20 protein-coding genes are annotated in these 22611 nt (G+C 69.9%); 13 read left to right on the top strand and 7 right to left on the bottom strand.

Features of this window, described 5'->3' with window-relative positions:
- Positions 1–169: 169 nt before the first annotated feature.
- Together CIW48_RS14645 and CIW48_RS14650 are read left to right on the top strand one after the other, a co-directional pair.
- Positions 170–709: a DUF2497 domain-containing protein gene (locus tag CIW48_RS14645; RefSeq protein WP_149311434.1), complete on the top strand. Its 540-nt coding sequence runs from the start codon at positions 170–172 to the stop codon at positions 707–709.
- A 113-nt stretch (positions 710–822) separates the two neighbouring features.
- A complete protein-coding gene (locus tag CIW48_RS14650; RefSeq protein ID WP_149311435.1) occupies positions 823–3540 on the top strand; it encodes a valine--tRNA ligase in 2718 nt (905 codons plus the stop codon).
- 207 nt (positions 3541–3747) lie between these two features.
- Here the strand turns inward: CIW48_RS14650 and CIW48_RS14655 are convergent, their stop codons facing one another.
- On the bottom strand, positions 3748–4110 hold the full coding sequence (locus CIW48_RS14655) for a hypothetical protein (RefSeq protein WP_149311436.1): 363 nt from the start codon (positions 4108–4110) through the stop codon (positions 3748–3750).
- Between the two features lie 327 nt (positions 4111–4437).
- Between CIW48_RS14655 and CIW48_RS14660 the strand changes: the two genes are divergently transcribed.
- On the top strand, positions 4438–5961 hold the full coding sequence (locus CIW48_RS14660) for a Do family serine endopeptidase (protein WP_149311437.1): 1524 nt from the start codon (positions 4438–4440) through the stop codon (positions 5959–5961).
- Positions 5962–6088: 127 nt separating this feature from the next.
- Here the strand turns inward: CIW48_RS14660 and CIW48_RS14665 are convergent, their stop codons facing one another.
- The 6 genes from CIW48_RS14665 to hpnA all read right to left on the bottom strand — a co-directional run bounded on the left by CIW48_RS14665 (position 6089) and on the right by hpnA (position 13131).
- Positions 6089–6787 (bottom strand): phosphorylase, encoded by a 699-nt coding sequence (locus tag CIW48_RS14665; protein WP_149311438.1) that lies wholly within the window; start codon positions 6785–6787, stop codon positions 6089–6091.
- Between the two features lie 233 nt (positions 6788–7020).
- Positions 7021–9018: a squalene--hopene cyclase gene (gene shc, locus CIW48_RS14670; protein ID WP_149311439.1), complete on the bottom strand. Its 1998-nt coding sequence runs from the start codon at positions 9016–9018 to the stop codon at positions 7021–7023.
- A 42-nt stretch (positions 9019–9060) separates the two neighbouring features.
- Positions 9061–10362 carry a hydroxysqualene dehydroxylase HpnE gene (gene hpnE, locus CIW48_RS14675; RefSeq protein ID WP_149311440.1) on the bottom strand — a complete coding sequence of 434 codons (1302 nt, stop codon included), beginning with the start codon at positions 10360–10362 and terminating at the stop codon, positions 9061–9063.
- Positions 10362–11213 carry a presqualene diphosphate synthase HpnD gene (gene hpnD, locus CIW48_RS14680; RefSeq protein WP_149311441.1) on the bottom strand — a complete coding sequence of 284 codons (852 nt, stop codon included), beginning with the start codon at positions 11211–11213 and terminating at the stop codon, positions 10362–10364. The genes hpnE and hpnD overlap by 1 nt, the downstream gene beginning before the upstream one ends.
- The gene (hpnC, locus tag CIW48_RS14685) at positions 11210–12106 is read right to left on the bottom strand and encodes a squalene synthase HpnC (protein WP_149311442.1); all 897 of its coding nucleotides are present in this window, start codon (positions 12104–12106) and stop codon (positions 11210–11212) included. Before hpnC ends, hpnD begins: the two co-directional genes overlap by 4 nt.
- Entirely contained in the window at positions 12103–13131 is a 1029-nt protein-coding gene (hpnA, locus tag CIW48_RS14690) for a hopanoid-associated sugar epimerase (protein ID WP_149311443.1), read from the bottom strand. The genes hpnC and hpnA overlap by 4 nt, the downstream gene beginning before the upstream one ends.
- Before the next feature lie 643 nt (positions 13132–13774).
- Between hpnA and rpsF the strand changes: the two genes are divergently transcribed.
- The 10 genes from rpsF (at position 13775) to CIW48_RS14740 (ending at position 22598) form a co-directional block, all read left to right on the top strand.
- Positions 13775–14236: a 30S ribosomal protein S6 gene (gene rpsF, locus CIW48_RS14695; protein WP_020090632.1), complete on the top strand. Its 462-nt coding sequence runs from the start codon at positions 13775–13777 to the stop codon at positions 14234–14236.
- Between the two features lie 2 nt (positions 14237–14238).
- Positions 14239–14490: a 30S ribosomal protein S18 gene (gene rpsR / locus CIW48_RS14700; protein WP_007561044.1), complete on the top strand. Its 252-nt coding sequence runs from the start codon at positions 14239–14241 to the stop codon at positions 14488–14490.
- A 128-nt stretch (positions 14491–14618) separates the two neighbouring features.
- On the top strand, positions 14619–15644 hold the full coding sequence (locus CIW48_RS14705) for a DUF2232 domain-containing protein (protein ID WP_149311444.1): 1026 nt from the start codon (positions 14619–14621) through the stop codon (positions 15642–15644).
- Between the two features lie 42 nt (positions 15645–15686).
- Positions 15687–16259, top strand: coding sequence for a 50S ribosomal protein L9 (rplI, locus tag CIW48_RS14710; RefSeq protein ID WP_091787970.1), 573 nt, complete (start codon positions 15687–15689; stop codon positions 16257–16259).
- A 411-nt stretch (positions 16260–16670) separates the two neighbouring features.
- Positions 16671–18158 (top strand): replicative DNA helicase, encoded by a 1488-nt coding sequence (locus CIW48_RS14715; RefSeq protein WP_091787973.1) that lies wholly within the window; start codon positions 16671–16673, stop codon positions 18156–18158.
- Positions 18159–18291: 133 nt separating this feature from the next.
- Complete coding sequence (locus CIW48_RS14720) at positions 18292–18741, top strand: cupin domain-containing protein (protein WP_149311445.1); 450 nt, start codon at positions 18292–18294, stop codon at positions 18739–18741.
- 10 nt (positions 18742–18751) lie between these two features.
- A complete protein-coding gene (locus tag CIW48_RS14725) occupies positions 18752–19654 on the top strand; it encodes an SMP-30/gluconolactonase/LRE family protein (protein WP_149311446.1) in 903 nt (300 codons plus the stop codon).
- A 5-nt stretch (positions 19655–19659) separates the two neighbouring features.
- Complete coding sequence (locus CIW48_RS14730; RefSeq protein ID WP_246695250.1) at positions 19660–20547, top strand: VOC family protein; 888 nt, start codon at positions 19660–19662, stop codon at positions 20545–20547.
- An 81-nt stretch (positions 20548–20628) separates the two neighbouring features.
- Positions 20629–21531, top strand: coding sequence for a prolipoprotein diacylglyceryl transferase (gene lgt / locus CIW48_RS14735; RefSeq protein ID WP_149311448.1), 903 nt, complete (start codon positions 20629–20631; stop codon positions 21529–21531).
- Entirely contained in the window at positions 21528–22598 is a 1071-nt protein-coding gene (locus CIW48_RS14740; protein ID WP_149311449.1) for an SAM-dependent methyltransferase, read from the top strand. Before lgt ends, CIW48_RS14740 begins: the two co-directional genes overlap by 4 nt.
- The last annotated feature ends 13 nt before the right edge of the window (positions 22599–22611 follow it).

The raw sequence follows: 22611 nt of genomic DNA on the forward strand, positions 1-22611 counted from the left end.
GCGCGCTTGCCGCCATGAAACGGCATGGAATACTGATTGAACATCGATTCATTCGGATCGCTTTCCAGTCTCCCATGCCCGAGTGCGCCTGCCTATGAGTGCAGCAAGCCCCAAGATCCCGGACACGAAATTCCAGGACAAGGCTGCCGATAAGGCGCACGAGCCTTCGATGGAAGAGATCCTCGCGTCGATCCGGAGGATCATCGCCGACGATCAGGCGGCCAAGCCGGCCGATGTTCCGGCCCCTGCCCCGGAGCCCGAGGACGTGCTCGACCTCGCGGAGGCCGCCGAGCCTGTGATGCGCCCGCGCATCGTGGAGCCGGAGCCGGAGCCGGAACCTGCTCCGGACCTGCTCGATTTCGATGCGATCGATTTCGAGGACCCGGTCACGGCCGCGCCGGAGCCGGAGCCCGAACCGATCCCGGAGCCGCCTGCCCCGCCGCCCCCGCCCCCGGAGCCCGTGCTCCAGGTCGTGCGCGCGCCGGAGCCGGGGCCGGAGGCTCTGGTCTCCCCGGCGACCGATGCCAGCGTCAGCGGCGCGTTCAACCTGCTGGCCCATACGGTGCTGACGCAGAACGCCCGGACGCTGGAGGATCTCGTCAAGGAGATGCTCCGGCCGATGCTGAAAACCTGGCTCGACGACAACCTTCCGGCCGTAGTCGAGCGGCTGGTGCGCGCCGAGATCGAGCGGGTCTCGCGCGGGCGCTGAGCCGGCAGCCTGGGTACGGCGGCCGCGGGTCGCCGTCCGCGTGTTGACGGGAGCGGCGTGACGGTCGAAAGCGGGGCCAATCCCGTTTGGACAAGCGCCGGCCCGTACCCGCGATGATGGACAAGACCTTCGAGCCCGCCACCGTCGAGGCGCGGATCTCCGCCGCCTGGGTCGAGGCGGACGCCTTCCGTGCCGGCCGCCCCGAACGCGCCGGGGCTCCGCCCTACTGCATCGTGATCCCGCCGCCGAACGTGACGGGCTCGCTCCACATGGGGCATGCCCTCAACAACACGCTGCAGGACATCCTCTGCCGCTTCGAGCGCATGCGCGGCAAGGACGTGCTCTGGCAGCCCGGCACAGACCATGCCGGCATCGCCACCCAGATGGTGGTCGAGCGGCGGATGATGGAGCGCCAGGAGCCCGGCCGCCGCGAGATCGGCCGCGCGGCCTTCGTCGAGAAGGTCTGGGCCTGGAAGGCGGAATCCGGCGGTGCGATCGTCAATCAGCTGAAGCGTCTGGGTGCCTCCTGCGACTGGTCCCGCGAGCGCTTCACCATGGACGAGGGCCTGAGCCGGGCCGTCCTGAAGACCTTCGTCGACCTGCACCGGCAGGGCCTGATCTACCGCGACAAGCGGCTGGTGAACTGGGATCCGAAGTTCCAGACCGCGATCTCGGACCTGGAGGTCCAGCAGATCGAGACGAAGGGCCATCTCTGGCACTTCGACTACCCGGTGGTGGACGAGGCGGGCACCGAGACCGGCACCGTCATCACGGTCGCGACCACGCGCCCCGAGACGATGCTGGGCGATACCGGCGTCGCGGTCCATCCCGAGGACGAGCGCTACACGGCACTCGTCGGCAAGCGCGTGCGCCTGCCGCTGGTCGGCCGCCTGATCCCGATCGTGGCCGATACCTACTCGGATCCCGAGAAGGGCACGGGCGCGGTCAAGATCACCCCGGCCCACGACTTCAACGACTTCGACGTCGGCCGCCGCCACGGACTCGGCCTGATCAACGTCCTCGACCCCGAGGGCCGGATGCTGCTCGACGGCAATGCCGACTTCCTCGACGGCGTCGCGCCCGAGGCGGAGGCCCTGGCGCTCCACGGGCTCGACCGGGCGCAGGCCCGGAAGGAGGTCGTCGCGCTGATGGAGGCGCGCGGGCGCCTGCGCGCGATCGAGCCGAACACGCACGCGGTCCCGCACGGCGACCGCTCAGGCGTGGTCATCGAGCCCTACCTGACCGATCAGTGGTACGTGAACGTCAAGCCGCTCGCGGAGCGCGCTCTCCAGGCGGTGCGCGACGGGCAGACCAAGTTCGTCCCCGAGAACTACGAGAAGATCTTCTTCCAGTGGCTCACCAACATCGAGCCGTGGTGCATCTCGCGCCAGCTCTGGTGGGGCCACCAGATCCCGGTCTGGTACGACGAGGCGGGCGGCATCTTCGTCGCCGAGAGCGAGGCCGAGGCCCTGGCCGCGGCCGCGGCGCAGCACGGCCGACCGGTCGCGCTCACCCGCGACGAGGACGTCCTCGACACGTGGTTCTCCTCGGCGCTCTGGCCGTTCTCGACGCTGGGCTGGCCGGACGCGACCCCGGAGCTCGCCCGCTACTATCCGACCAACACCCTGGTGACCGGCAAGGACATCCTGTTCTTCTGGGTCGCCCGGATGATGATGATGGGCCTGCACCTCACCGACCGGGCGCCCTTCGACACGGTCTACCTGCACACCCTGGTGCGGGACGCGTCGGGCGCGAAGATGTCGAAGTCGAAGGGCAACGTCGTCGACCCGCTCGAGCTGATCGATCAGGTCGGCGCCGACGCCCTGCGCTTCACCCTCTGCGCGCTCGCCGTCCAGGGCCGCGACATCAAGCTGTCCACCGATCGCGTCCAGGGCTACCGCAACTTCGCGACCAAGCTCTGGAACGCCGCCCGCTTCGCCGAGCTGAACGGCTGCAGCCTCGATCCGGCCTTCGACCCGCGTTCGGCCACCGGGGCGATCAACCGCTGGGCGCTCACCGAGGCGGCCCGCGCGGTCGACGAGGTCACGAGCGCCCTCGAGGCCTTCCGCTTCAACGACGCGGCTGCGGCCGCCTACCGCTTCGTCTGGAACATCTTCTGCGACTGGTATCTCGAACTCGCCAAGCCCGTGCTCCAGGGCGAGAGCGTCGATCCCGTGATCAAGGCGGAGACGCAGGCGAGCGTGGCGTTCCTGATCGATCAGGTCGCCAAGCTGCTGCATCCGTTCATGCCCTTCCTCACGGAGGAGCTGTGGGCGATCAAGGGCGCCGACCGGCCGGAGCGCGGCCTGCTGACCCTGGCCTCCTGGCCGGAACTCGGCGGCCTGGCCGACGCGGCCGCGGAGGCCGAGGTCGGGTTCGTGGTCGATCTCGTCAGCCAGATCCGCTCGGCGCGGTCTGAGACCAATGTCCCCGCCGCCGCGCAGATCCCGCTGGTGATGGTCGGCGCCGCACCTGAGGTCCGCGCGCGGGTCGAGGCGTGGCATGACACGCTCCTGCGCCTCGCCCGGCTGTCGGAGATTACCTTCGCGGACACGCCGCCGAAGAACTCGGTCCAGCTCCTGGTGCGCGGCAGCGTCGCCGCGCTGCCGCTGGAGGGCGTGGTCGACCTCGCCGCCGAGGTCGCGCGCCTGAAGAAGGAGCAGGGCAAGGCGCAGGGCGAGATCAAGAAGATCGACGCCAAGCTCGGCAACGCCGACTTCGTGGCCCGTGCGCCCGAGGAGATCATCGAGGAGAACCGGGAGCGTCGCGAGAGCGAGGCGGCGCGGCTGGTGAAGATCGAGGAGGCCCTGGCCCGGCTCAGCGGGGACTGAGCGCCGGTTCACGGCACCTCTGAAGCTGCGCCCCGATCCTGAGGTGCCGGAGCAAGGCTCCTCGGCAAGGCTCCTCGGGATGCGGGTGGGTGTGCGACACCGTCGGGGCGCACCCTGCGTCGGGCGATCACACAGGCGTCCGGATCGGACAGCAGCCGCTGGCGGTAATTGCGCCGGCGTCGATGTCCCCTGCCCAGGAAGCCGTAATCACCGGCGGGTACCGAGGGTCCCGGTGAAGGCCTTCGGGGTCCCCCAGCTTGCGGACGACGTGTCGATCGGGCTCCAGAAGCCGTCCTGTGACGCGCCGTGGGGATGCGTAGAATAGTCCGGCGGGACATACCCTCCCGCTTGGTTCCAATGCCCGGGCTTCAGGTTGGTCGCCGCACGGCCCGCACGCCCGTCATCGTAGCGGCGCGTATCGACGCCGTACGTCGTCTCGGAAACGCTGCGCGCTGCATTTGTGACGGTGGACTTCGCGTCAAAGTAGTCACGGTAATCCGTGTAGGACTCGACCGCCATGGCGCCGACAGTCGACCCGAAGAAGATGGCGGCTGCCAACAGCGTCTTCATTGTACCCCCTCTACCGTACACTGGCATCTCGCAGCACCGGAGTTTGCGCCGGCCTGCCGAACTGAGCGGGATTGTAGGCAGACGCTCGGGAAGCGCGGTGCCGGACGGCACAAGCCTGGGCCTTTCCCACGTCGCAGAGGGCGGTCGCGGCCGGTCGACGGACGGCGGTCGTCAGAACCGCGATGGCGCTCCGCGACCGTCCGGCCACCTGTCCGAACCGTAATGTGACCGCCACTCCTGGGTCAGGGGCCATTCCCTAGACAGATCCCATCGACCGCCGCGTGAGCCGGCGTCGTCCCGATCAGTCCCGAGAGGTTTCAGACCCCCATGACCGAGACCCGTCCCTCAGCCCGCACCTCGCGCCGTGCCCTCGCCTCTGTGGCCGCCGCCGCGCTGATCGCCGGCGGCGCCATCGGCAGCGGATACCTGCCGACTGCCACCCCGGCCTATGCCCAGGCTCTCCCCAAGTCGCCGATCGAGGCCCCCGAGCATCCGCCGGGCTCGTTCGCCGGCATCGTCAACAAGGTCAAGCCGGGCGTCGTCTCGGTGAAGGTGAAGCTCGACGACTCGGCGAGCAGCGACGACGAGGATGGTCCGAGCCAGGGTCGCAACCTCCAGAACGTACCGCCGCAGCTGCGCGAGTTCTTCAAGCGCTTCGGCCAGAATGGTCCCGGCGGCATGCAGCCCCAGCACCAGGGCCCGCGCGGCGCGGTCGGCTCCGGCTTCATCATCTCGGCCGACGGCTATGTGGTCACCAACAACCACGTCGTTGACCATGCGAAGACCGTGCAGGTGACGCTCGACGACGGCCGCACCCTCGACGCGAAGGTCATCGGCAAGGATTCCAAGACCGACGTCGCCCTGCTGAAGATCACCGAGGGCTCGAACTTCCCCTACGTGCAGTTCGGCAAGGCCGCGCCGCAAGTCGGCGACTGGGTGGTGGCGATCGGTAACCCGTTCGGCCTCGGCGGCACCGTCACCGCCGGCATCGTCTCTGCCCGCGGCCGCGACATCGGCGCCGGCCCCTACGACGACTTCCTGCAGATCGATGCCCCGATCAACAAGGGCAATTCAGGCGGCCCAACCTTCAACGTCAACGGCGAGGTGGTCGGCGTGAACACCGCCATCGCATCTCCCTCGGGCGGCAGCGTCGGCCTCGCCTTCGCCATCCCCGCCGAGACCGTGCAGGCGGTGGTCGACCAGCTCCGCACCGACGGCAAGGTCGCCCGCGGCTATCTGGGCGTCCAGATCCAGCCCGTGACCCAGGACATCGCCGAGGGTCTCGGCCTCGACAAGGCCAAGGGCGCCCTCGTCGACCACGCCGAGAACGGCACTCCGGCGGCCAAGGCCGGCCTGAAGGCGGGCGACGTGATCGAGAAGGTCAACGGCGACACGGTGGACAGCGCCCGCGAGCTGTCGCGCAAGATCGCCGGTCTGAAGCCCGGCGCCAAGGTCGAGCTGAGCTACCTGCGCGGCGGCAAGTCCGACACCGCGACGGTGACGCTGGGCGCGATGCCGACCGACGGCACCAAGGTGGCGAGCCGTGACGACGAGTCCAGCAACGGTCAGCCGCGGCTCGGCCTGCAGCTCGCACCGGCCGGCGATGTCGGCCTGTCGGATCAGGGCGTCGCGGTGGTACAGGTCGATCCGGACGGACCGGCGGCCGCCAAGGGCATCGAGGCGGGCGACGTGATCCTCGACGTCGGCGGCCAGAGCGTGTCCCGTCCGGCGGATGTCGCGACGCAGATCCGGGCGGCCGAGTCGAGCGGACGCAAGGCCGTGCTGATGCGGGTGAAGAGCGGTAAGGGCCAGACCCGGTTCGTGGCGGTCTCGCTCAACAAGGCCGGCTGAGGCTGGCTCCTCCCGGCGCGGGGGCCCCTCCCCGCGCCGTCTCGTGGTGACCTCCGACTGGCGCCGGCCGAACAGGCCGGCGTTTTTGTGCGCGGGCACGGACCGCCTGTGCGAACGCGGCGGCGTCTCAGCGCTCCGGAACCGGGATCCCCAAGCCCGGCCCAAGCCGGGTGCGACACCGTCCGAGCGCCGCGAAGGCGGCATTCGAATCCCGGGCGAGGCGCATCAGGTCCCCCAGCCGCGCCCGGCCCCGCGCGAAGGCGAAGAAAACGGCGGCGATGTCGGGCTCGCCGTCCGGCGTGAGCGCCGAAGCCGCGAAGGCCGGCAGGGCCTGATCGGCCGGGTCGCAGATCACCCGGAGCGCCGCGAAGGGCAGGCCGTGCCGACCCGCGAAGGACGCGGCCACGTGCGATTCCATGTCGACGGCCGCCGCGCCCGTCGCATTCCGCAGATCCGTCTTGCCATCGACGGCAAGGACCGCAGTGTCGACGCCCGCGAGATCCGCGGGGATCACCCGCGGGCCGATCCCGGACAGGATGTTGAGGAGCGTGGCCGACAGGTCGAGATCGGCGGCGCGACGGCCCTCCTCGCTCACCACGCCGGTGCCGACCACGACGTCGCCGGGCTTGAGCGACGGATCGAGGCCGCCCGCGATTCCGAAGCTGATCACCGCCCGGCAGGCGGGCGGCACGCGGGCCTCGAGGACCTGACGGAGCCGGTGAGGATTGCCGCCGGCTCCCACCGCCTCGACTCCCTCCCCGGCCGCCATGCGGCGCTCGCGGGCGAGGCCGGTGACGGCCAGGACGGGTGCAGCGGGATCGATCATGGCGCGCTGGTGGACCAGTCCGGCGAGGTCCGCAAGCAGGCGCGATCGCCGGGGCGGAGTCGCGGGCGGATCCGGCGCCGGGAGCGGCTTGTCCGGTCCCGCAGGATCGCTGTCTGAGATAGCCACGTGTCGGGTACCGGGGCTCGCGAAGCGGCGTTCGGGACGGTCGAGCGCGCTGCGATCCGGCGGGGCGGAGCCGGTCCTGCGGACCGGCCCCAGAACGTCACAAGACGTCACATGCCGAACTGGACGCGCCGGCTGTTGCCACGCTTCAGGTTGCGGTAGCGGGCCATGGCCCAGAGCGGGAAGAACTTCGGGTAGCCGTGGTAGCGCAGGTAGAACACCCGCGGGAAGCCGGTGGCGGTGTAGCGCTCCTCTTTCCAGAAGCCGTCCGCGCCCTGCGTGCGGGTTAGGAAGTTGATGCCCCGGGTCACGGCTGGATCGTCGACCGCGCCGGCCGCCATCAGCGCGAGCAGCGCCCAGGCGGTCTGCGAGGCCGTGGACGAGCCCGCCTCGAAGGCCGGGTCGATCTTGTACGAGGAGGCATCCTCGCCCCAGCCGCCATCCGGGTTCTGGATGCGGATCAGCCAGTTCACGGCCCGCTGGATGCGGGGATCGGCGGAATCGACACTCGCGGCGTTGAGGGCGCAGAGCACCGACCACGTGCCGTAGATGAAGTTCATGCCCCAGCGGCCGTACCAGGAGCCGTCCTCCTCCTGGTCGTTCAGGAGGTAGTTGACGCCGCGGTCCAGCGCCCGGGAGGTCTCCCGCGTCTCGCCGAGCTGGGCCAGCATGCCGACCACACGGGCGGTCACGTCCGCGGTCGGCGGATCGAGCAGCGCGCCGTGATCCGAGAACGGGATGTGGTTGAGATACATGTGGTTGTTGTCGGCGTCGAATGCCGCCCAGCCGCCATCCTCCGACTGCAGCCCCTCGACCCATTCCCGGGCGCGGGCGATCGAGGCCTTGTAGTCCGGCATGCCGGCGACCAACCCGTGCTGGTGCATGGCCCGGTCCATCGCCATCACCACCACGGCGGTGTCGTCGAGGTCGGGGTAATGGGCGTTGGCGTACTGGAACGCCCAGCCGCCCGGCCGGACCTTCGGCTTGCGGGCCGCCCAGTCACCCACGATGTCGAGCACCTGCCGGGGCTTCAGCCAGTCGAGCCCGGCGCGGGCCTGGGCCTCGGCCTCGGGGCCGCCGGCCTCGAGCAGCGCGTGGCTCGCGAGCGCCGTGTCCCAGACCGGCGAGACGCAAGGCTGGACATAGGCCTCGTCGGCCTTCTCGACGACGAGCTTCTCGATGGCGTCGCAGGCGACGCGGACCTGCGGATGATCGGGCCGGTAGCCCATCACCTCGTACATCAGCACCGAATTGACCATGGCGGGGAAGATCGCCCCCAGTCCGTCCTCGCCGTTCAGGCGCTCGCTGACCCAGGCGCGGGCCTTCTCCATGGCGCGCTGCCGGCGCTTGCGCGGCATGTGGTTCTCGACCCGCTGCAGCACCCGGTCGATGAAGCCGAAGATCGGCGTCCACGGCCACGTGGCATGCGGGGAGCCGGGCCAGGAGCGCACGCTCTCGGGCGGCGTCACGAACAGCTCCTGCACGCTGATGCCGCGCGGGTTGCGGGCCCGGGGCTTGGTCGCCTGGAGCACGAACAGCGGCACCACGGTGGTGCGGGCCCAGTAGCTGATCTTGTCGAGGTGGAACGGGAACCACTTCGGCAGGAACATCACCTCGACGGGCATCACCGGCACGGCACGCCAGGGCACCTCGCCGTAGAGGGCCAGCATGAAGCGGGTGAACACGTTGGCGTTGGCCGCGCCGCCGCGGGACAGGATGCCCTCGCGCGCGCGGCGCATGTGCGGCGCCTCGATATCGTCGCCGATCATCTTGAGGGCGAAATACGCCTTGACCGTGCAGCTCATGTCGAACGGCCCCTCGTGGACGAGGGCCCAGCCGCCATGCCGGCCCTGGGTGCGCCGGAGGTAGTTGCCGATCTTGGCCTCGAGGTCGCCGGGGACCTGCGTGCCGCGGAAATGATGGAACAGGATGTACTCGGACGGGATCGTCGCATCCGCCTCGAGCTCGAAGCAGATATGCCCGTCGTCATGTGCCAGGGCGGTCAGCGCGCGCGTCGCCTGCGCCACGCCGCGCTCGACATCCTCGAGCGAGATCCCCTGCGTCTTCGAGCGCTGCAGCGCCTCGACTTTGCTTACGGCCTCTCTCATAGTCCTCGCCTCGAACGACCGCCTCGCGGCGGACGCCATGCCTCAAGCTGCGCCGCGCGCCCGGGTTCCGGCACGCACGGCAGATCCCGCACGCAAGGAACGTGCGGCCGTCTGACCCGAGCGGATCGCTCCCTCGATCGTCGACGGCAGGCCGGTCGCGGTCCAGTCGCCTGCCAGGACGAGATTTTCGTAGGCGGTTTCAGCCTTCGCGCGCCGCGCGGCTTCCGCCGGCGTCGCCGCAAAGGTCGCACGCTTCTCCTTTACGATCTGCCAGCTGGGCAGGTCCGGTGCAAGGTTGCACAACTGTGTGATCTCGGCCCAGATCTGCCGGGCGAGGTCTTCGCGGGGTACGTCGAGAAGCCGATCGGCGCCGCTGATCGTCACCGAATACCGGTCCGGATAGGCGAAAAGCCACTCTGTCAGGCTGTTGACCACGCCGAGGACGAGGGGGCTGCCGGGCTTCGGCACCATCGCGAAATGCGCGTTCACGATGGAGCGGAATTCCGTCGGGGCGAGGAGACCGGGCAACACTTCCCGGGCTACCCAGGGCGGCAGCGCCAGCACGACGCCGTCCTCCGGGCCGAGGCTCTCGGCGCCGTCCGAGAAGACGAGCTGCCCGACCCGGCCGTCCACCGACTCAAGCGCGCGCAGGCGTCGGCCGAGGCGGATTTCGCAGCCACGGGCCGTCAGATAGCGGATCGCCGGATCGACGAAGGCGTAGGACAGGCCCTCGACGGCGACGAGGGGCCGGCACGCCTTCCCGCCCGCGCCCAGGGTCTCGCGCAGGATCCGCGCCGCCAGCCCGACATCGCTGTCGCGGGGCTCGGTGTTGAGGGCGGCCAGCAGCACCGGATGCCAGAGGCGCCGGTAGAGCGTGCCCTCGCAGGCCATGTGGGCGCCGATGGTCCCGCCCGCGCCTTCCGCCTTGCCGGAAGCCGCCCGCAGGATGCCGAGGGGCGCCAGATAGTCCCGCGCCCGGGTGCCGGGGACGCGGCGCGCCGGGCTCATCACCCACCAGGGCAGCCGCCCGGCATTGGGACGCAGGCGCCAGCGCTCGCCGGACTTCAGGTCGGCGAAGTCGAACTCCGCCACGTCCGGACCGACCAGGGCGTCGGCCGGCGCGCCGATGGTCCTGAGGAAGCTCAGGGAATCGGCATTGCCGGACAGCAGCAGGTGGTTGCCGTTGTCGATGGTCAGGCCGAGGGCCGGATCATAGTACGAGCGGCAGCGGCCACCTGCCTGCTTGGCGGCCTCGTGCAGAACAACCCGGGCTCCGGATTCCGCGAGCGCGACCGCCGCGGAGAGGCCGGCCAGGCCGGCGCCGACGACGTGGACGGTTCCCATCAGATCAGGCCATGGCGGAGGACGACGCTCAGCAGCGCGAGCTTGCCGGGCTTCACCCGGGCGCGGGGCATCGCCCAGCCGCGTTCGAGGACCGCCTTGAGGTAGAGGTGATAGGCCGCCGCCATCAGCCGGGCGGCCTTGGTCGCCTTGCGGGGACTGCGCCGGATGATCTCCCAGGTCGCCTGATAATGGTCCTCGGCCTCGCGGGCGAGGGAGATGCAGACCTCGCCGATGCGGGGATGGCTGATCGCCTGGACCGGCGTCGGGTCGGTGAGGCCGATCGCCTGGAGCTTCTCGCGCGGCAGGTAGAGGCGGCCGCGCTCGGCATCCTCGTCGATGTCGCGCAGGATGTTGGTGAGCTGGAGTGCGCGGCCCTGGTGCCACGCCAGCCGGATGCCGTCCGCCTCCGGCATGCCGAAGATCCGCACCGACAGCCGGCCGACCGCGCTCGCGACCCGGTCGCAATAGAGGTCGAGGGTCTCCGCGTCGGGGGCGACGATGTCCGCGACGGCGTCCATCGCCATGCCGTCGATGACCGCCTGGAAATCCTCGCGCTTCAGGCCGAAGCGGCGCACGGGCTCCACGAGGTCGCGCACGCGCGGGGCCGGGCGGCCGGCGTAGAGCGCGTCGATGTCGGCCCGCCAGCGGTCGAGCTCGACCTGCCGGACGGCCCGGGTCCCGCCGTCGTCGGCGACGTCGTCGACGGCGCGGCAGAAGGCGTAGACGGCGTACATCGCCTCCCGACGCTCCTTCGGCAGCAGGCGCATCGCCGTATAGAAGGAAGAGCCGGCGGCGGGCAGGGCCGGAGCGGCGCTCTCTTGATCCTGGGCTGGCGAGGCGGTGGCAGTCACGAGCGAATTCCTTGAGCCGCGGCCCGGACGGTCCGGCCGCGGAAGGGCCGGCGCGCCAGGGTAGCGGCGACGCCGCCCAGCGCGGTCAGCGCGAAGGCGACCTTGTCGTGATGGACCTTCTCCGAGAGCGGGTCGCGCTCCAGCAGGCCACGGCTCAGCACCACGGCGAGCCGGTGGATCGCGGCGATCTCCAGCGACAGGCGCAGGTCATCGATCAGGTCTGGCAGGACCGCGCCCTCGTCGAGCAGGTCCAGGCATCTCTGCGCCAGCTCACGGATGACGGCCCGGAGCTGGGGCGGCGCCTTGGCCTCACCCAGCATCGCCACGGTGGCGCCGTGGCGGTCGAGGCAATCCTGCGGGAGATAGACCCGGTCGAGGGCAGCGTAGTCCTTGCCGCAATCCTGAAGGTGATTGATCACCTGGAGCGCCGCGCAGATCGCGTCGGAGGCCCGGTAAACCCGCGCCGGATCCTCGCCGTGCACGTCGAGAACGAAGCGCCCTACCGGCATGGCCGAGTAGCGGCAGTAGTGGATCAGCTCGTCCCAATCCGCGTAGCGGCTCTTGTGCGCGTCCATGCGGAACGCGTCGAGGAGTTCCAGGGCGTGCCGCGGCGGCAGGCCCCGGGCGGCGAGCTCGCGCTTCAGCGGCTCCGCCTCGGGATCGGACGGGCCGGCGCCGGTGAGCGCATCCGCCAGCTGATCGAGGAGCGCGATCTTGCGCTCGGGCGACAGCGCGGCGTGGTCGGCCACGTCGTCGCCGGCGCGGACGAAGTTGTAGAATGCCAGGATCGCGCCCCGATGGCGCGGGTGGATCAGGTGCGAGGCGACGGGGAAGTTCTCGTCCTGGTGCCCCTTGCCGGAGCGCGTCGCGGTGGCGGATTCGGGGGTGCTCATGCGAGGTAGCCCGCTTCTCGGAACCACGTGATCGCGTCGGACAGCCCCTCGCGATAGGGCCGCGCCGTGTAGCCGAGCTCGGCGCGCGCCTTCCGGTCCGAGAAGAACATCCGGTAGCGCGACATGCGGATGCCGTCGATCGTCGCGAAGGGCTGCTTGCCGGTGACCCGCGCGGCGAGCTGCGCGAAGAACGCCACCGGATACACGGCCGCTCGCGGCAGGCTCACGGTCGGTGGCTTGCGCCCGACCATGCCGGCGATGTCGGCGAGCATCTGCGACAGGAACACGTCCTCGCCGCCCAGGATGTAGCGCTCGCCGATCCGCCCGTTGCGGAGCGCCAGCAGGTGACCGTAAGCCACGTCGTCCACGTGGGCGAGGTTGAGGCCGGTATCGACGAAGGCCGGCATCTTGCCGAGAGCGGCCTCCTGGATGATCCGCCCGGTGGGCGTCGGCTTGACGTCGCGCGGGCCGATCGGCGTCGACGGGTTGACGATCACCGCCTGCAGCCCGTCGCGGGCGACCATCTCCTCGACCACACGCTCGGCCACGACCTTGCTGCGCTTGTAGGCACCGATCGCGGTCTCGGGCGTCAGCGGCATGGTCTCGTCGGAGGGCGTGACGCCGTCGGCCGGCGGTTTGATCGTCGCGACGCTCGACGTGTAGACGACCCGCTCGACACCGGCCTCCAGCGCTGCGCGCATCATGAGGCGCGTGCCGTCGCGGTTGGTGCGGACGATCTCCTCCATGTCCGGTGCCCAGAGTCGGTAATCGGCCGCGGCATGGATCAGGTAGCGCTGGCCGCGCATCGCAGCCGCCACGGCGGCCGGATCGCGCATGTCGCCCTCGGCGATCTCGACATCGGTCCAGGTCAGGTTCCGGCGGGGGCTCGACGCGCGCACGAGGATGCGCACCGGGAAGCCGGCCCGGCGGAACACGTCGACCAGGGCGGAGCCGAGGAAGCCGCTCGCGCCGGTGATCAGCACGGGACCGACCTCGGACGGGCCGGAAGCTGGGGCCTCTGCCATTACAGATCTGGAGGATTACCAAAACCGGTGCGGCCGGGGGTCCCCGGCCGCGCCGCGCTTGTGTCATCGAACTGCCCGAGCGGCAAGCTTCGGCGGTGCGGGACAGCCCCCGGCGGCGCGGCGCGACCGGGCGCGCCCGCCTCCGCATCGCGCAGGGTTCGGCTCCGAAGCGGGCGGATATGGTGATCCGGGCATCCATCGCCGCCGCCCTGCCCTGTCATCCTGCGGCTGCGCAGCGGAAGGCGGGATCCAGACATGCCGATGCGCAAGATCTTGCGCTGACGGAGGTTCTGGATGCCGGGCTTGCCTCCGCTGCCCTGGAACGACGGTGCGTCATCGGGCATCGAACACCGACACTGGACGGCCGTGCGGTTCGACGACGGGCGCGGCGACCTTGCCAGCTCTGAAAAAACCGACTATGCGCCGCCCCTCGCGTTCGCTCCGGCCGGGGGCTGAACGGACGGTGCCGCTTGCGGCACAGGGCTCTCCCAGATCCCGTCGTCCGGTGTCTCCGCCTTCGATCAACCGCTCGGGCCTGAAAATCGGCTCGAAGGGCTTGGCGCCGACCGTATCGCGAGATGAACCGGCCCGAATCAACCGCCATCCGGCGGCCGGGCTCCTTTTGACGATGAAAGGCCCGACGATGCCTCTCTACGAGCATGTGCTCTTGGCCCGCCAGGACGTGACGTCCCAGCAGGTCGAGACGATGATCGACACCTATAAGGGTGTGATCGAGCAGAACGGTGGCCGTCTCGAGAAGATCGAGATGTGGGGCGTGAAGTCCCTCGCCTACCGGATCAAGAAGAACCGCAAGGCGCATTTCGCGCTCCTCAACATCGACGCCCCGCCGGCGGCCATCGCCGAGATGGAGCGCCAGATGCAGATCTCCGAGGACGTGCTGCGCTTCATGACCATCCGGGTCGAGGAGCTCGATTCCGAGCCGTCCGCCATGATGCAGAAGCGCGACCGCGACGACCGCAAGGATCGCGAGCGCGGCCGTCGTCGCGATGACGAGGGCTTCGGTGGTGGCGGCTTCGGCGGCGACCGGGGTGACCGCGGCGATCGCGGTGATCGCGGCGAGCGCAGCTTCGGCGGGGAGGGCTGATCATGGCTTTCGGTGCTGGTGCGGGCGGCGGACGCCGTCCCTTCTTCCGTCGTCGCAAGACCTGCCCGTTCTCCGGCGCCAACGCGCCGAAGATCGACTACAAGGACGTCAAGCTCCTGTCCCGCTACGTGTCCGAGCGCGGCAAGATCGTGCCGTCGCGGATCACCGCGGTCTCGGCCAAGAAGCAGCGCGAGCTCGCCCAGGCGATCAAGCGCGCCCGCTTCCTCGGCCTGCTGCCCTACGTGATCAAGTAGGCTCTCGAAACCCGCCGGCCCGGCATCTGCCCGGGCCGGTCCTCGCAGAGGGCGGCTCGCGCCGCCCGATCGTTGGGGCGCATGGTCGCCTCTAACCCTGCCGCAGAGGCAGCGGGACAGCGGATTTCATGGCACAGCATATCGGCATCGGTATCGGCGCGGGCCTCGTCTCGGCACTCCTGTTCGGGGTGCTGCTGAAGGCGACGCCGCTGGCGATCCTGCTCTACCTCGTGGCGCCTCTGCCGATCCTGATCGTCGGCCTCGGCTGGAGCCACAAGGCCGCGCTCGCAGCCGCTGCCGCCGGCAGTCTCGCGCTGATGCTGGCGATCGCCCCCTTCATGGGGCTGGCCTTCGCGGCCTATATCGCGCTGCCCGCCTGGTGGCTCGCCTATCTCACGCTCCTCGGACGCGAGACGCCCGCCGGCCTCGAATGGTACCCGACCGGCCGCCTGCTCGGATGGATCGCCGCCACGGCCGCCCTCGCCTTCATCGCCATCGCGGTCCTGTCCTCGCCGAACCACGCCGCCTTCGACGCGCAGCTGCGCGGCCTTTCCCAGACCCTCGTCCAGACGCGACTGCCCGCCGCCCGCCCGGCCGCCGACGCCCGACCGGCCGACGCGCCGGCGGCCGATGCCGGCCAGGATGGCGCGGCCGCACCCGATCCGGCGCCGCAGGCCGGCACCGATCCCACCGATGTCACGCGGGCCGAGGTCGCGGATGCCCTCGCCCGGGTGGTCCCGGCCTTCGCGGCGAACGGCCTCGCCCTGCTGCTGGCCTTCTACCTCTGGGCGTCCGCCCGGATCGTGAAGATCTCCGGCCGCCTGCCACGGCCCTGGCCCGATATCCCCTCCACCGCCATGCCGCGCACGGCGCTCGTGGCGGTCGCTGCGGCCGTCGCGATGTGCTTCGCCCCGGGCTATGTCGGCGTGTTCGGCGTCGCGCTCCTCGGCGCGTTCAGCGCGGCGTTCGCGCTTCAGGGGCTCGCTGCCTTCCACGACCGTTCGCGCGGCCGGCCGGGGCGCGGGCTGATGCTGTTCGGCATGTACCTGATCCTGTTCGTGACCCAGGGCATCGCCCTGGTCGCCCTCACCCTGTTCGGCCTTGCCGACACAGCCCTCGACCGCCGACGTCCCAAGGACAATCCGGCGCCGTGAGACCCCGGCCTCAAGTGGCCGACCACCTGAAGGAGAAAGACCATGGAAGTGATCCTGCTCGAGCGCGTGGCCAAGCTCGGCCAGATGGGCGAGACCGTGAACGTCCGTCCGGGCTTCGCCCGCAACTTCCTGCTCGCCCGCGGCAAGGCCCTGCGCGCGACGGAAGCCAACAAGAAGCATTTCGAGTCCCAGCGCGCCCAGCTCGAGGCCCGCAACCTCGACCGCAAGAAGGACGCCGAGGCGGTGGCCGAGAAGCTGAACGGCCAGAGCTTCATCCTGATCCGCCAGTCGGGCGAGACCGGCGTGCTCTACGGCTCCGTCTCGACCCGCGACCTCGCCGAGGTCGTCGCGAAGGAGGGCTTCACGGTCGACCGCGGCCAGTTCACCCTGAACCAGCCGATCAAGACGCTGGGCCTGCACACGGTCCCGGTGGTGCTGCACCCCGAGGTTGAGGTCGAGATCACCGTCAACGTCGCCCGCAGCCCCGAGGAGGCCGAGCGTCAGGCCCGCGGCGAGTCTGTCACCGAGCGCGAGGCGTTCAACCTCGACGACCTCGGCCTCGAGGTCGGCATGGCGCTCGCCGATGCCGGCGAGGGTGCCGACGACCGCGGCTGACATTTCGCCGATGGTCCGACCGGCTTCGCCGCCGGTCGGACCTGCGAACTATGAACTGGCCAGGCCCCGGATCAGGCAGAGCTTCGCTCCCGCGGTCCGAGCGCGTAGCGCCGGCGGAACGCGACCCGGGATCCCGCGCATGGCACGCTGTGGCGCAAGTCCGCTCGGCACAGTCCCCAACCCTGTATACCGGTGAACACTGGGGACGAGCGGCCCCGAGACTTGACACGTTCCAGTTTTGTTCCAGCATGGACGTCAGCCCCTCGCGAGAGTCGGCGGGCGTCCGCTTTTCCGCGCCCCGGCCCGGGAGAACCGGCCGTCGGCTAGGCTTCGGTAACCATACCGGGGCCAAGGTCGTGCGGTGTGATCCTGGCGCGCCCGCCGCGGCGCCTGATACGGAGTCGTCCGCCGATGGCCCTGCCCAATGCGCTCACGGCCAAGCTCGAGACCGTGCAGGCCGAGTACCGCGTCGCCCCGCACAACATCGACGCCGAGCAGGCGCTGCTGGGCGCGATCCTGGTGAACAACGACGCCTATTACCGGGTGTCTGACTTCCTGCTGCCCGAGCACTTCATGGAGGATGCCCACCAGCAGATCTTCACGGTGGCCGCGTCGCTGATCAAGGCCGGCAAGCTCGCCACGCCCATCACCATGAAGACCTATCTGGGCGACGCCGATTTCGGCGGCCAGACAGTGATGCAGTACCTTGCGCGGCTGGCCGCCGACGCCACCACGGTGATCAACGCCGGCGAGTACGGCCGCACGATCTACGACCTCGCCATCCGCCGCCGGCTGATCACCATCGGCGAGGATCTGGTGAACGGCGCCTACGAAGCACCCGTGGAGGAATCGCCCCGGGACCAGATCGAGCACACCGAGCGGCGGCTCTACGAACTGGCCGAGGCCGGGCGCTACGACGGCGGCTTCCAGAAATTCTCGGACGCGCTCACTGCCGCGGTCGACATGGCCGCCAAGGCCTACCAGCGCGACGGCAAGCTCTCGGGCATCGCCACCGGCCTGTCCGACCTCGATAACAAGCTGGGCGGCCTGCAACCCTCCGATCTGATCATCCTCGCGGGGCGCCCGGCCATGGGCAAGACCTCGCTGGTGACCAACATCGCCTTCAACATCGCCAAGGCCTATCGCGGCGAGAAGCAGCCCGACGGCGTCACCAAGACGGTCAATGGCGGCATCGTGGGCTTCTTCTCCCTCGAAATGTCGGCCGAGCAGCTCGCGACCCGTATCATCGCCGAGCAATCGGGCGTTCCCTCCTACAAGATCCGCCGCGGCGACATTCGCCCGGAGGACTTCTACAAGATCACCGACGCCGCCCGGGACATGCAGACGATCCCGTTCTACATCGACCAGACCGGCGGCATCTCGATCGCGCAGCTCGCCGCCCGCGCCCGACGCCTGAAACGTCAGAAGGGCCTCGACCTGCTGATCGTCGACTATCTCCAGCTCCTCTCGGGCTCCGGCAAGCGCAGCGACAACCGCGTGCAGGAGATGACCGAGATCACAACCGGGATGAAGGCTTTGGCCAAGGAGTTGGCTGTGCCGATCATCGGCCTGTCCCAGCTCTCCCGTCAGGTCGAGAGCCGCGACGACAAGCGACCGCAGCTCTCGGACCTGCGCGAATCGGGCTCGATCGAGCAGGACGCCGACGTGGTGATGTTCGTGTTCCGCGAGGAATATTACGTCGGCAACAAGAAGCCCCGCGAAGGCACGGAGGAGTTCTTCGCCTGGGAAGCCGAGATGCAGCGCGTCCACGGCAAGGCCGAGGTGATCATCGGCAAGCAGCGTCACGGACCGACCGGGACGGTGGAGCTGCAGTTCGACGCCAACATCACCCGGTTCTCGAATCTTGCACAGACGGATCGGATCCCCGAGCAGATGTGACGGCGCGGGGCGCCCGCGGTTCAGGTCTCGGAACAGCGTGTCGGCCGTCCTTATCGCCGAGCATCCGCGCGCGAACCATCGCCAAGCCCGGCCGTTGTGGGAGGACGAGTGTCCCGCCGCGGCAGGAGCGACGATGAGCGAGCCGACCCCTCCGAAGATGCCCTACTGGCACGTCTACACCGACGCGGAAGGGGTGAGCCGCCAGGAGCTGTTCCACCTCGAGCGCTTCAAGTTCGAGGGGATCAACCCTGAGACCGCGCCTCAATGGAACGACAAGATGGATCCGGCGCCGTCGGTCGTGACCTTCACGGTCCTGCCGGTGGGCTGGGTCGGCGAGTGGCACGAGAACCCGCGGCCGCAATGGATCGCCATCCTCTCGGGCCGCTGGTTCGTCGAGACCATGGACGGCCATCGGGTCGAGATGGGTCCGGGCGAGCTGATGATGGGCGAGGACCAGAACACGAAGGTACGCGACGGTAAGAAGGGCCATCTCTCCGGCACGGTCGGCGACGAGCCCTGCACGATGATCGTGACCGGTTTGCAGGTCGAGCCGACGGTGAACCGGCCCGGGCGCTTCAAGTAGGCGTCGGCCGATGGACGGTTTCGAACTCACGCAGCCGCGCTTCAAGGGCTACGTCCTGCCCAACGCGCCGCTGCAGAAGCTCGCCGAGGGTTTCCGCTGGACGGAAGGTCCGGTCTGGTTCGGCGACCGCGACGAGCTGCTGTTCTCCGACCTGCCCAACAACCGAGTGATGCGCTGGTCGGACTCGGCCGGCCTCAGCGTCTACCGGGAGGCGGGCGACTTCGAGAACGGCCACGCCCGGGACCGGCAGGGACGGATGCTGTCCTGCTCGCATCGCGGCCGGCGCATCCACCGCACCGAACTCGACGGCCGCATCACCGGCCTGGTCGAGCGCTACCAGGGGCGGAGGCTGAACTCGCCCAACGACATCGTCTGCAAGTCGGACGGGACGATCTGGTTCTCGGATCCGCCCTACGGAATCCAGACCGATTACGAAGGCGGCAAGCAGGAATCCGAGCTGCCCGCCGCCGTCTACCGCTTCGACCCCCGCGACGGCTCGCTCCGGGTGGTGGCCGACGATTTCCAGGGACCGAACGGGCTCTGCTTCTCGCCCGACGAGCGCAGGCTCTACATCGTCGAGACCGGGCTGCAATTCGCCACCGAGCCGCTCCAGCATGTGCGCGTCTTCGACGTGGCCGATGACGGCAGCCTGTCCGGCGGCGCGGTGTTCTGCACGATCGCGCCCGGGAACGCCGACGGCATCCGCTGCGACGAGCATGGCAATGTCTGGTCGAGCGCCGGCGACGGGGTCCACTGCATCGACCCCGGCGGCGAGCTGGTCGGCAAGATCCTCGTACCCGCGACGGTCGCCAACCTCACCTTCGGCGGCCGCAACAACAGCCGCCTGTTCCTGTGCGCCTCGCAGGCGCTCTACGCGATCTACGTGAACGTGCGGGGGGCACCGCTCCTGTGAGCGGCGTGCGGGCCCTCATCGGGTTCGGCCGCACCGTCGCGGACCTCGCCGTCACCGAGGCCTTCTACCGGGACGGGCTCGGCTTCGCGCGGGTCGCCCCGCCTGAACCCGTGCCCGCCGGGCAGGCGGAAGCGATGGGGCTGGCGGACCGGCGCGCCACGCAGCTGCGCATGCGCCTTGGCGGGCAGACCGTGACCTTCCTGGCGGTGGATCCGCCCGGCGCGCGCTACCCGGGCGATCCCGCGGCGACGGACCCGTTCTTCCAGCATCTCGCGATCCCGGTCCGCGACATGGAAGCCGCGATGGCACAGCTGTCGCGGCTTGCCCCGTTCCCCATCAGCCGCGGCGGTGCCCAGCGCCTGCCCGCCTCCACGGGCGGTGTGACCGCCTTCAAGTTCCGCGACCCCGACGGGCATCCGCTGGAGCTGATCTTCTTTCCGGACGGTGCGCCGGCTGCCCGTTGGCGCGATGCACCGGGCCTGTTTCTGGGTATCGATCACTCGGCGATCACCGTCGCCGATCTTGACGCCGGCCTGGCCTTCCTGATCGGCCCTCTCGGCCTGACGCTGGCGGCGCGCGGCCTGAATCAGGGTCCGGAACAGGCGCGCCTCGACGGTGTCGACGATCCGCAGGTCGATGTGATCGCCCTGGAGCCTCCGGAGCCCGCGCCTCACGTGGAACTGCTGCATTACCGCGTGCCAGCCACAAGGCGCCGGCTTTCAGTCGGCCCGAGTGACCGGTCCGCGACCCGCTACGTCTTCTCCGCGGCCGATATGCAGGGCTTGTCGCGACGCCTCCGCGAGACCGGACTGGCTCCGCAGGCCTCGGCCGACGGGACGGTGATCTATTGCGCCGGGCCGGACGGACACGGCTTCTTGTTCGTGCGGGCCTAGGGCCTCCGTTCCGACGGCCTGCCCCGGACTTGACGCGTCGCCCCTCCGGTGTCCAATCCGGCCGCCCCGGAGGTGAGATAGATGCCGTTCCTCGCCCTGCCCTTTCCGGCCATCGATCCGGTGGCGCTCGCGATCGGTCCGATCACGATCAAATGGTACGCGCTCGCCTATATCGCCGGCCTGATCGGCGGCTGGTACTATGCGCGCCGCCTCGTCATGGCCGACAGCCTCTGGGGCGTGGTGAAGCGCCCGCAGGTCGCGGATATCGACGATCTCGTCGTCTGGGTGGCGCTCGGCGTCGTGCTCGGCGGCCGGATCGGCTACGTGCTGTTCTACAATCTCCCCATGTACATCTCCGATCCGATGGAGATCCTGGCGATCCGCAACGGCGGCATGTCGTTCCATGGCGGCTTCATCGGGGCGATCCTGGCCTTCCTGCTCTTCGCCCGCGGCAAGGGCCTCAACGGCTACACGCTCCTCGATATCGGCGCCGTGGTCGTGCCGATTGGCCTGTTCTTCGGGCGGATCGCCAATTTCGTGAACGGCGAGCTCTGGGGCCGCGTGGCGCCCGACTTCCCCTACGCCATCGTATTCCCGAGCGGCGGCCCCTTGCCGCGCCACCCGAGCCAGCTCTACGAGGCGGCGACCGAAGGCCTGCTGCTGTTCATCGTGATGGCCGTGAGCGTCCGCCGGTTCGGCTTCCGCAAGCCCGGGCTCCTCGGCGGCATCTTCGTCCTCGGCTACGCCCTCGCCCGGACCTTTTGCGAGTTCTTCCGCGAGCCGGATCGCCAGCTCGGCTTCCTGTTCGGTGACCATCTCGGTCCGATGGGCGGCGGCGTCACCATGGGCATGCTGCTCTGCGTGCCCATGATGATCGTCGGCCTCACCTACATCGTGCTGGCCGGAAGCGGCCGGACACGGCCCCGCCATCCGGTCGGGTCGCCGGCCGCCGCGGCAGACGGCAAGGCGGCCGTCGAGGCGTGACGCCGCTGGGAGCCGAGATCGCGGCGCTGATCCGCCAGAACGGGCCGATCGGCGTCGACCGCTACATGGCCCTCTGCCTCGGCCATCCGATTCACGGCTACTACCGCACCCGCGATCCTCTGGGCGCCCAGGGTGACTTCACCACCGCGCCCGAGATCAGCCAGATGTTCGGGGAGCTGATCGGCGCCTGGAGCGCCTACGTCCACGGGCTGATCGGACGGCCGGATCCGCTCGTCCTGGTGGAGCTGGGACCCGGCCGTGGCACGCTGATGGCGGACGCGCTGCGGGCGTTGCGGGCGGCGCTCCCGGAGGTACGCGTGGCGCCGCATCTGGTTGAGACCAGCCCGGTGCTGCGGGAAGCGCAGGAACGCACCCTCACCGGGACCGGTGCGGTGTGGCACGAGGGCATCGAATCGCTGCCTCCGGGTCCCGCGCTCATCCTGGCCAACGAATTCTTCGATTGCCTGCCGGTGCGCCAGTTCGAACGCCGTCCGACCGGCTGGCACGAGCGGCAGGTCGGCCTCGCTCGGGACGGTGCTCTTGCCTTCGGCCTGTCGCCGGAGCCGATCCCCGGCCTCGAGGCGGATGGCCGGGATGGCGCGCTGATGAGCGTGCCGACGGCCGGGCTCGCGCTGATGCGCAGCTTGGCCCGGCGGCTGTGCGCCGAAGGAGGTGCCCTTCTGGCCATCGATTACGGCCATGTTCGCCCCGGCTTCGGCGATACGCTCCAGGCTCTGTCGGGGCACCGCTTCGCCGATCCGCTGGCCGCGCCCGGTGAGGCAGATCTGACGCATCATGTCGATTTCGCCGCCCTCGCCAAGGCCGCGGAGGCCGAGGGCGCCGCGCGCCACGGGCCGGTCGATCAGGGCGATTTCCTGGCCGCAATCGGCCTCTTCGCCCGTGCCGGACGTCTGAAGGCCCGGGCCAATCCGGCGCAATCCGCCGCAATCGACGCGGCCGTCAGCCGCCTCACGGATCCGGGCCGGGGCGGCATGGGCAGTCTGTTCAAGGTGCTGGCGGTGAGCGGCCCGTCGCTAGGGCCGCTCCCGGGATTTGCGGCGCCCTGAACCGCCGGGCCGA

It is taken from the genome of Methylobacterium sp. P1-11, from assembly GCF_008329595.1.
In the GTDB taxonomy this organism is placed as follows: domain Bacteria; phylum Pseudomonadota; class Alphaproteobacteria; order Rhizobiales; family Beijerinckiaceae; genus Methylobacterium.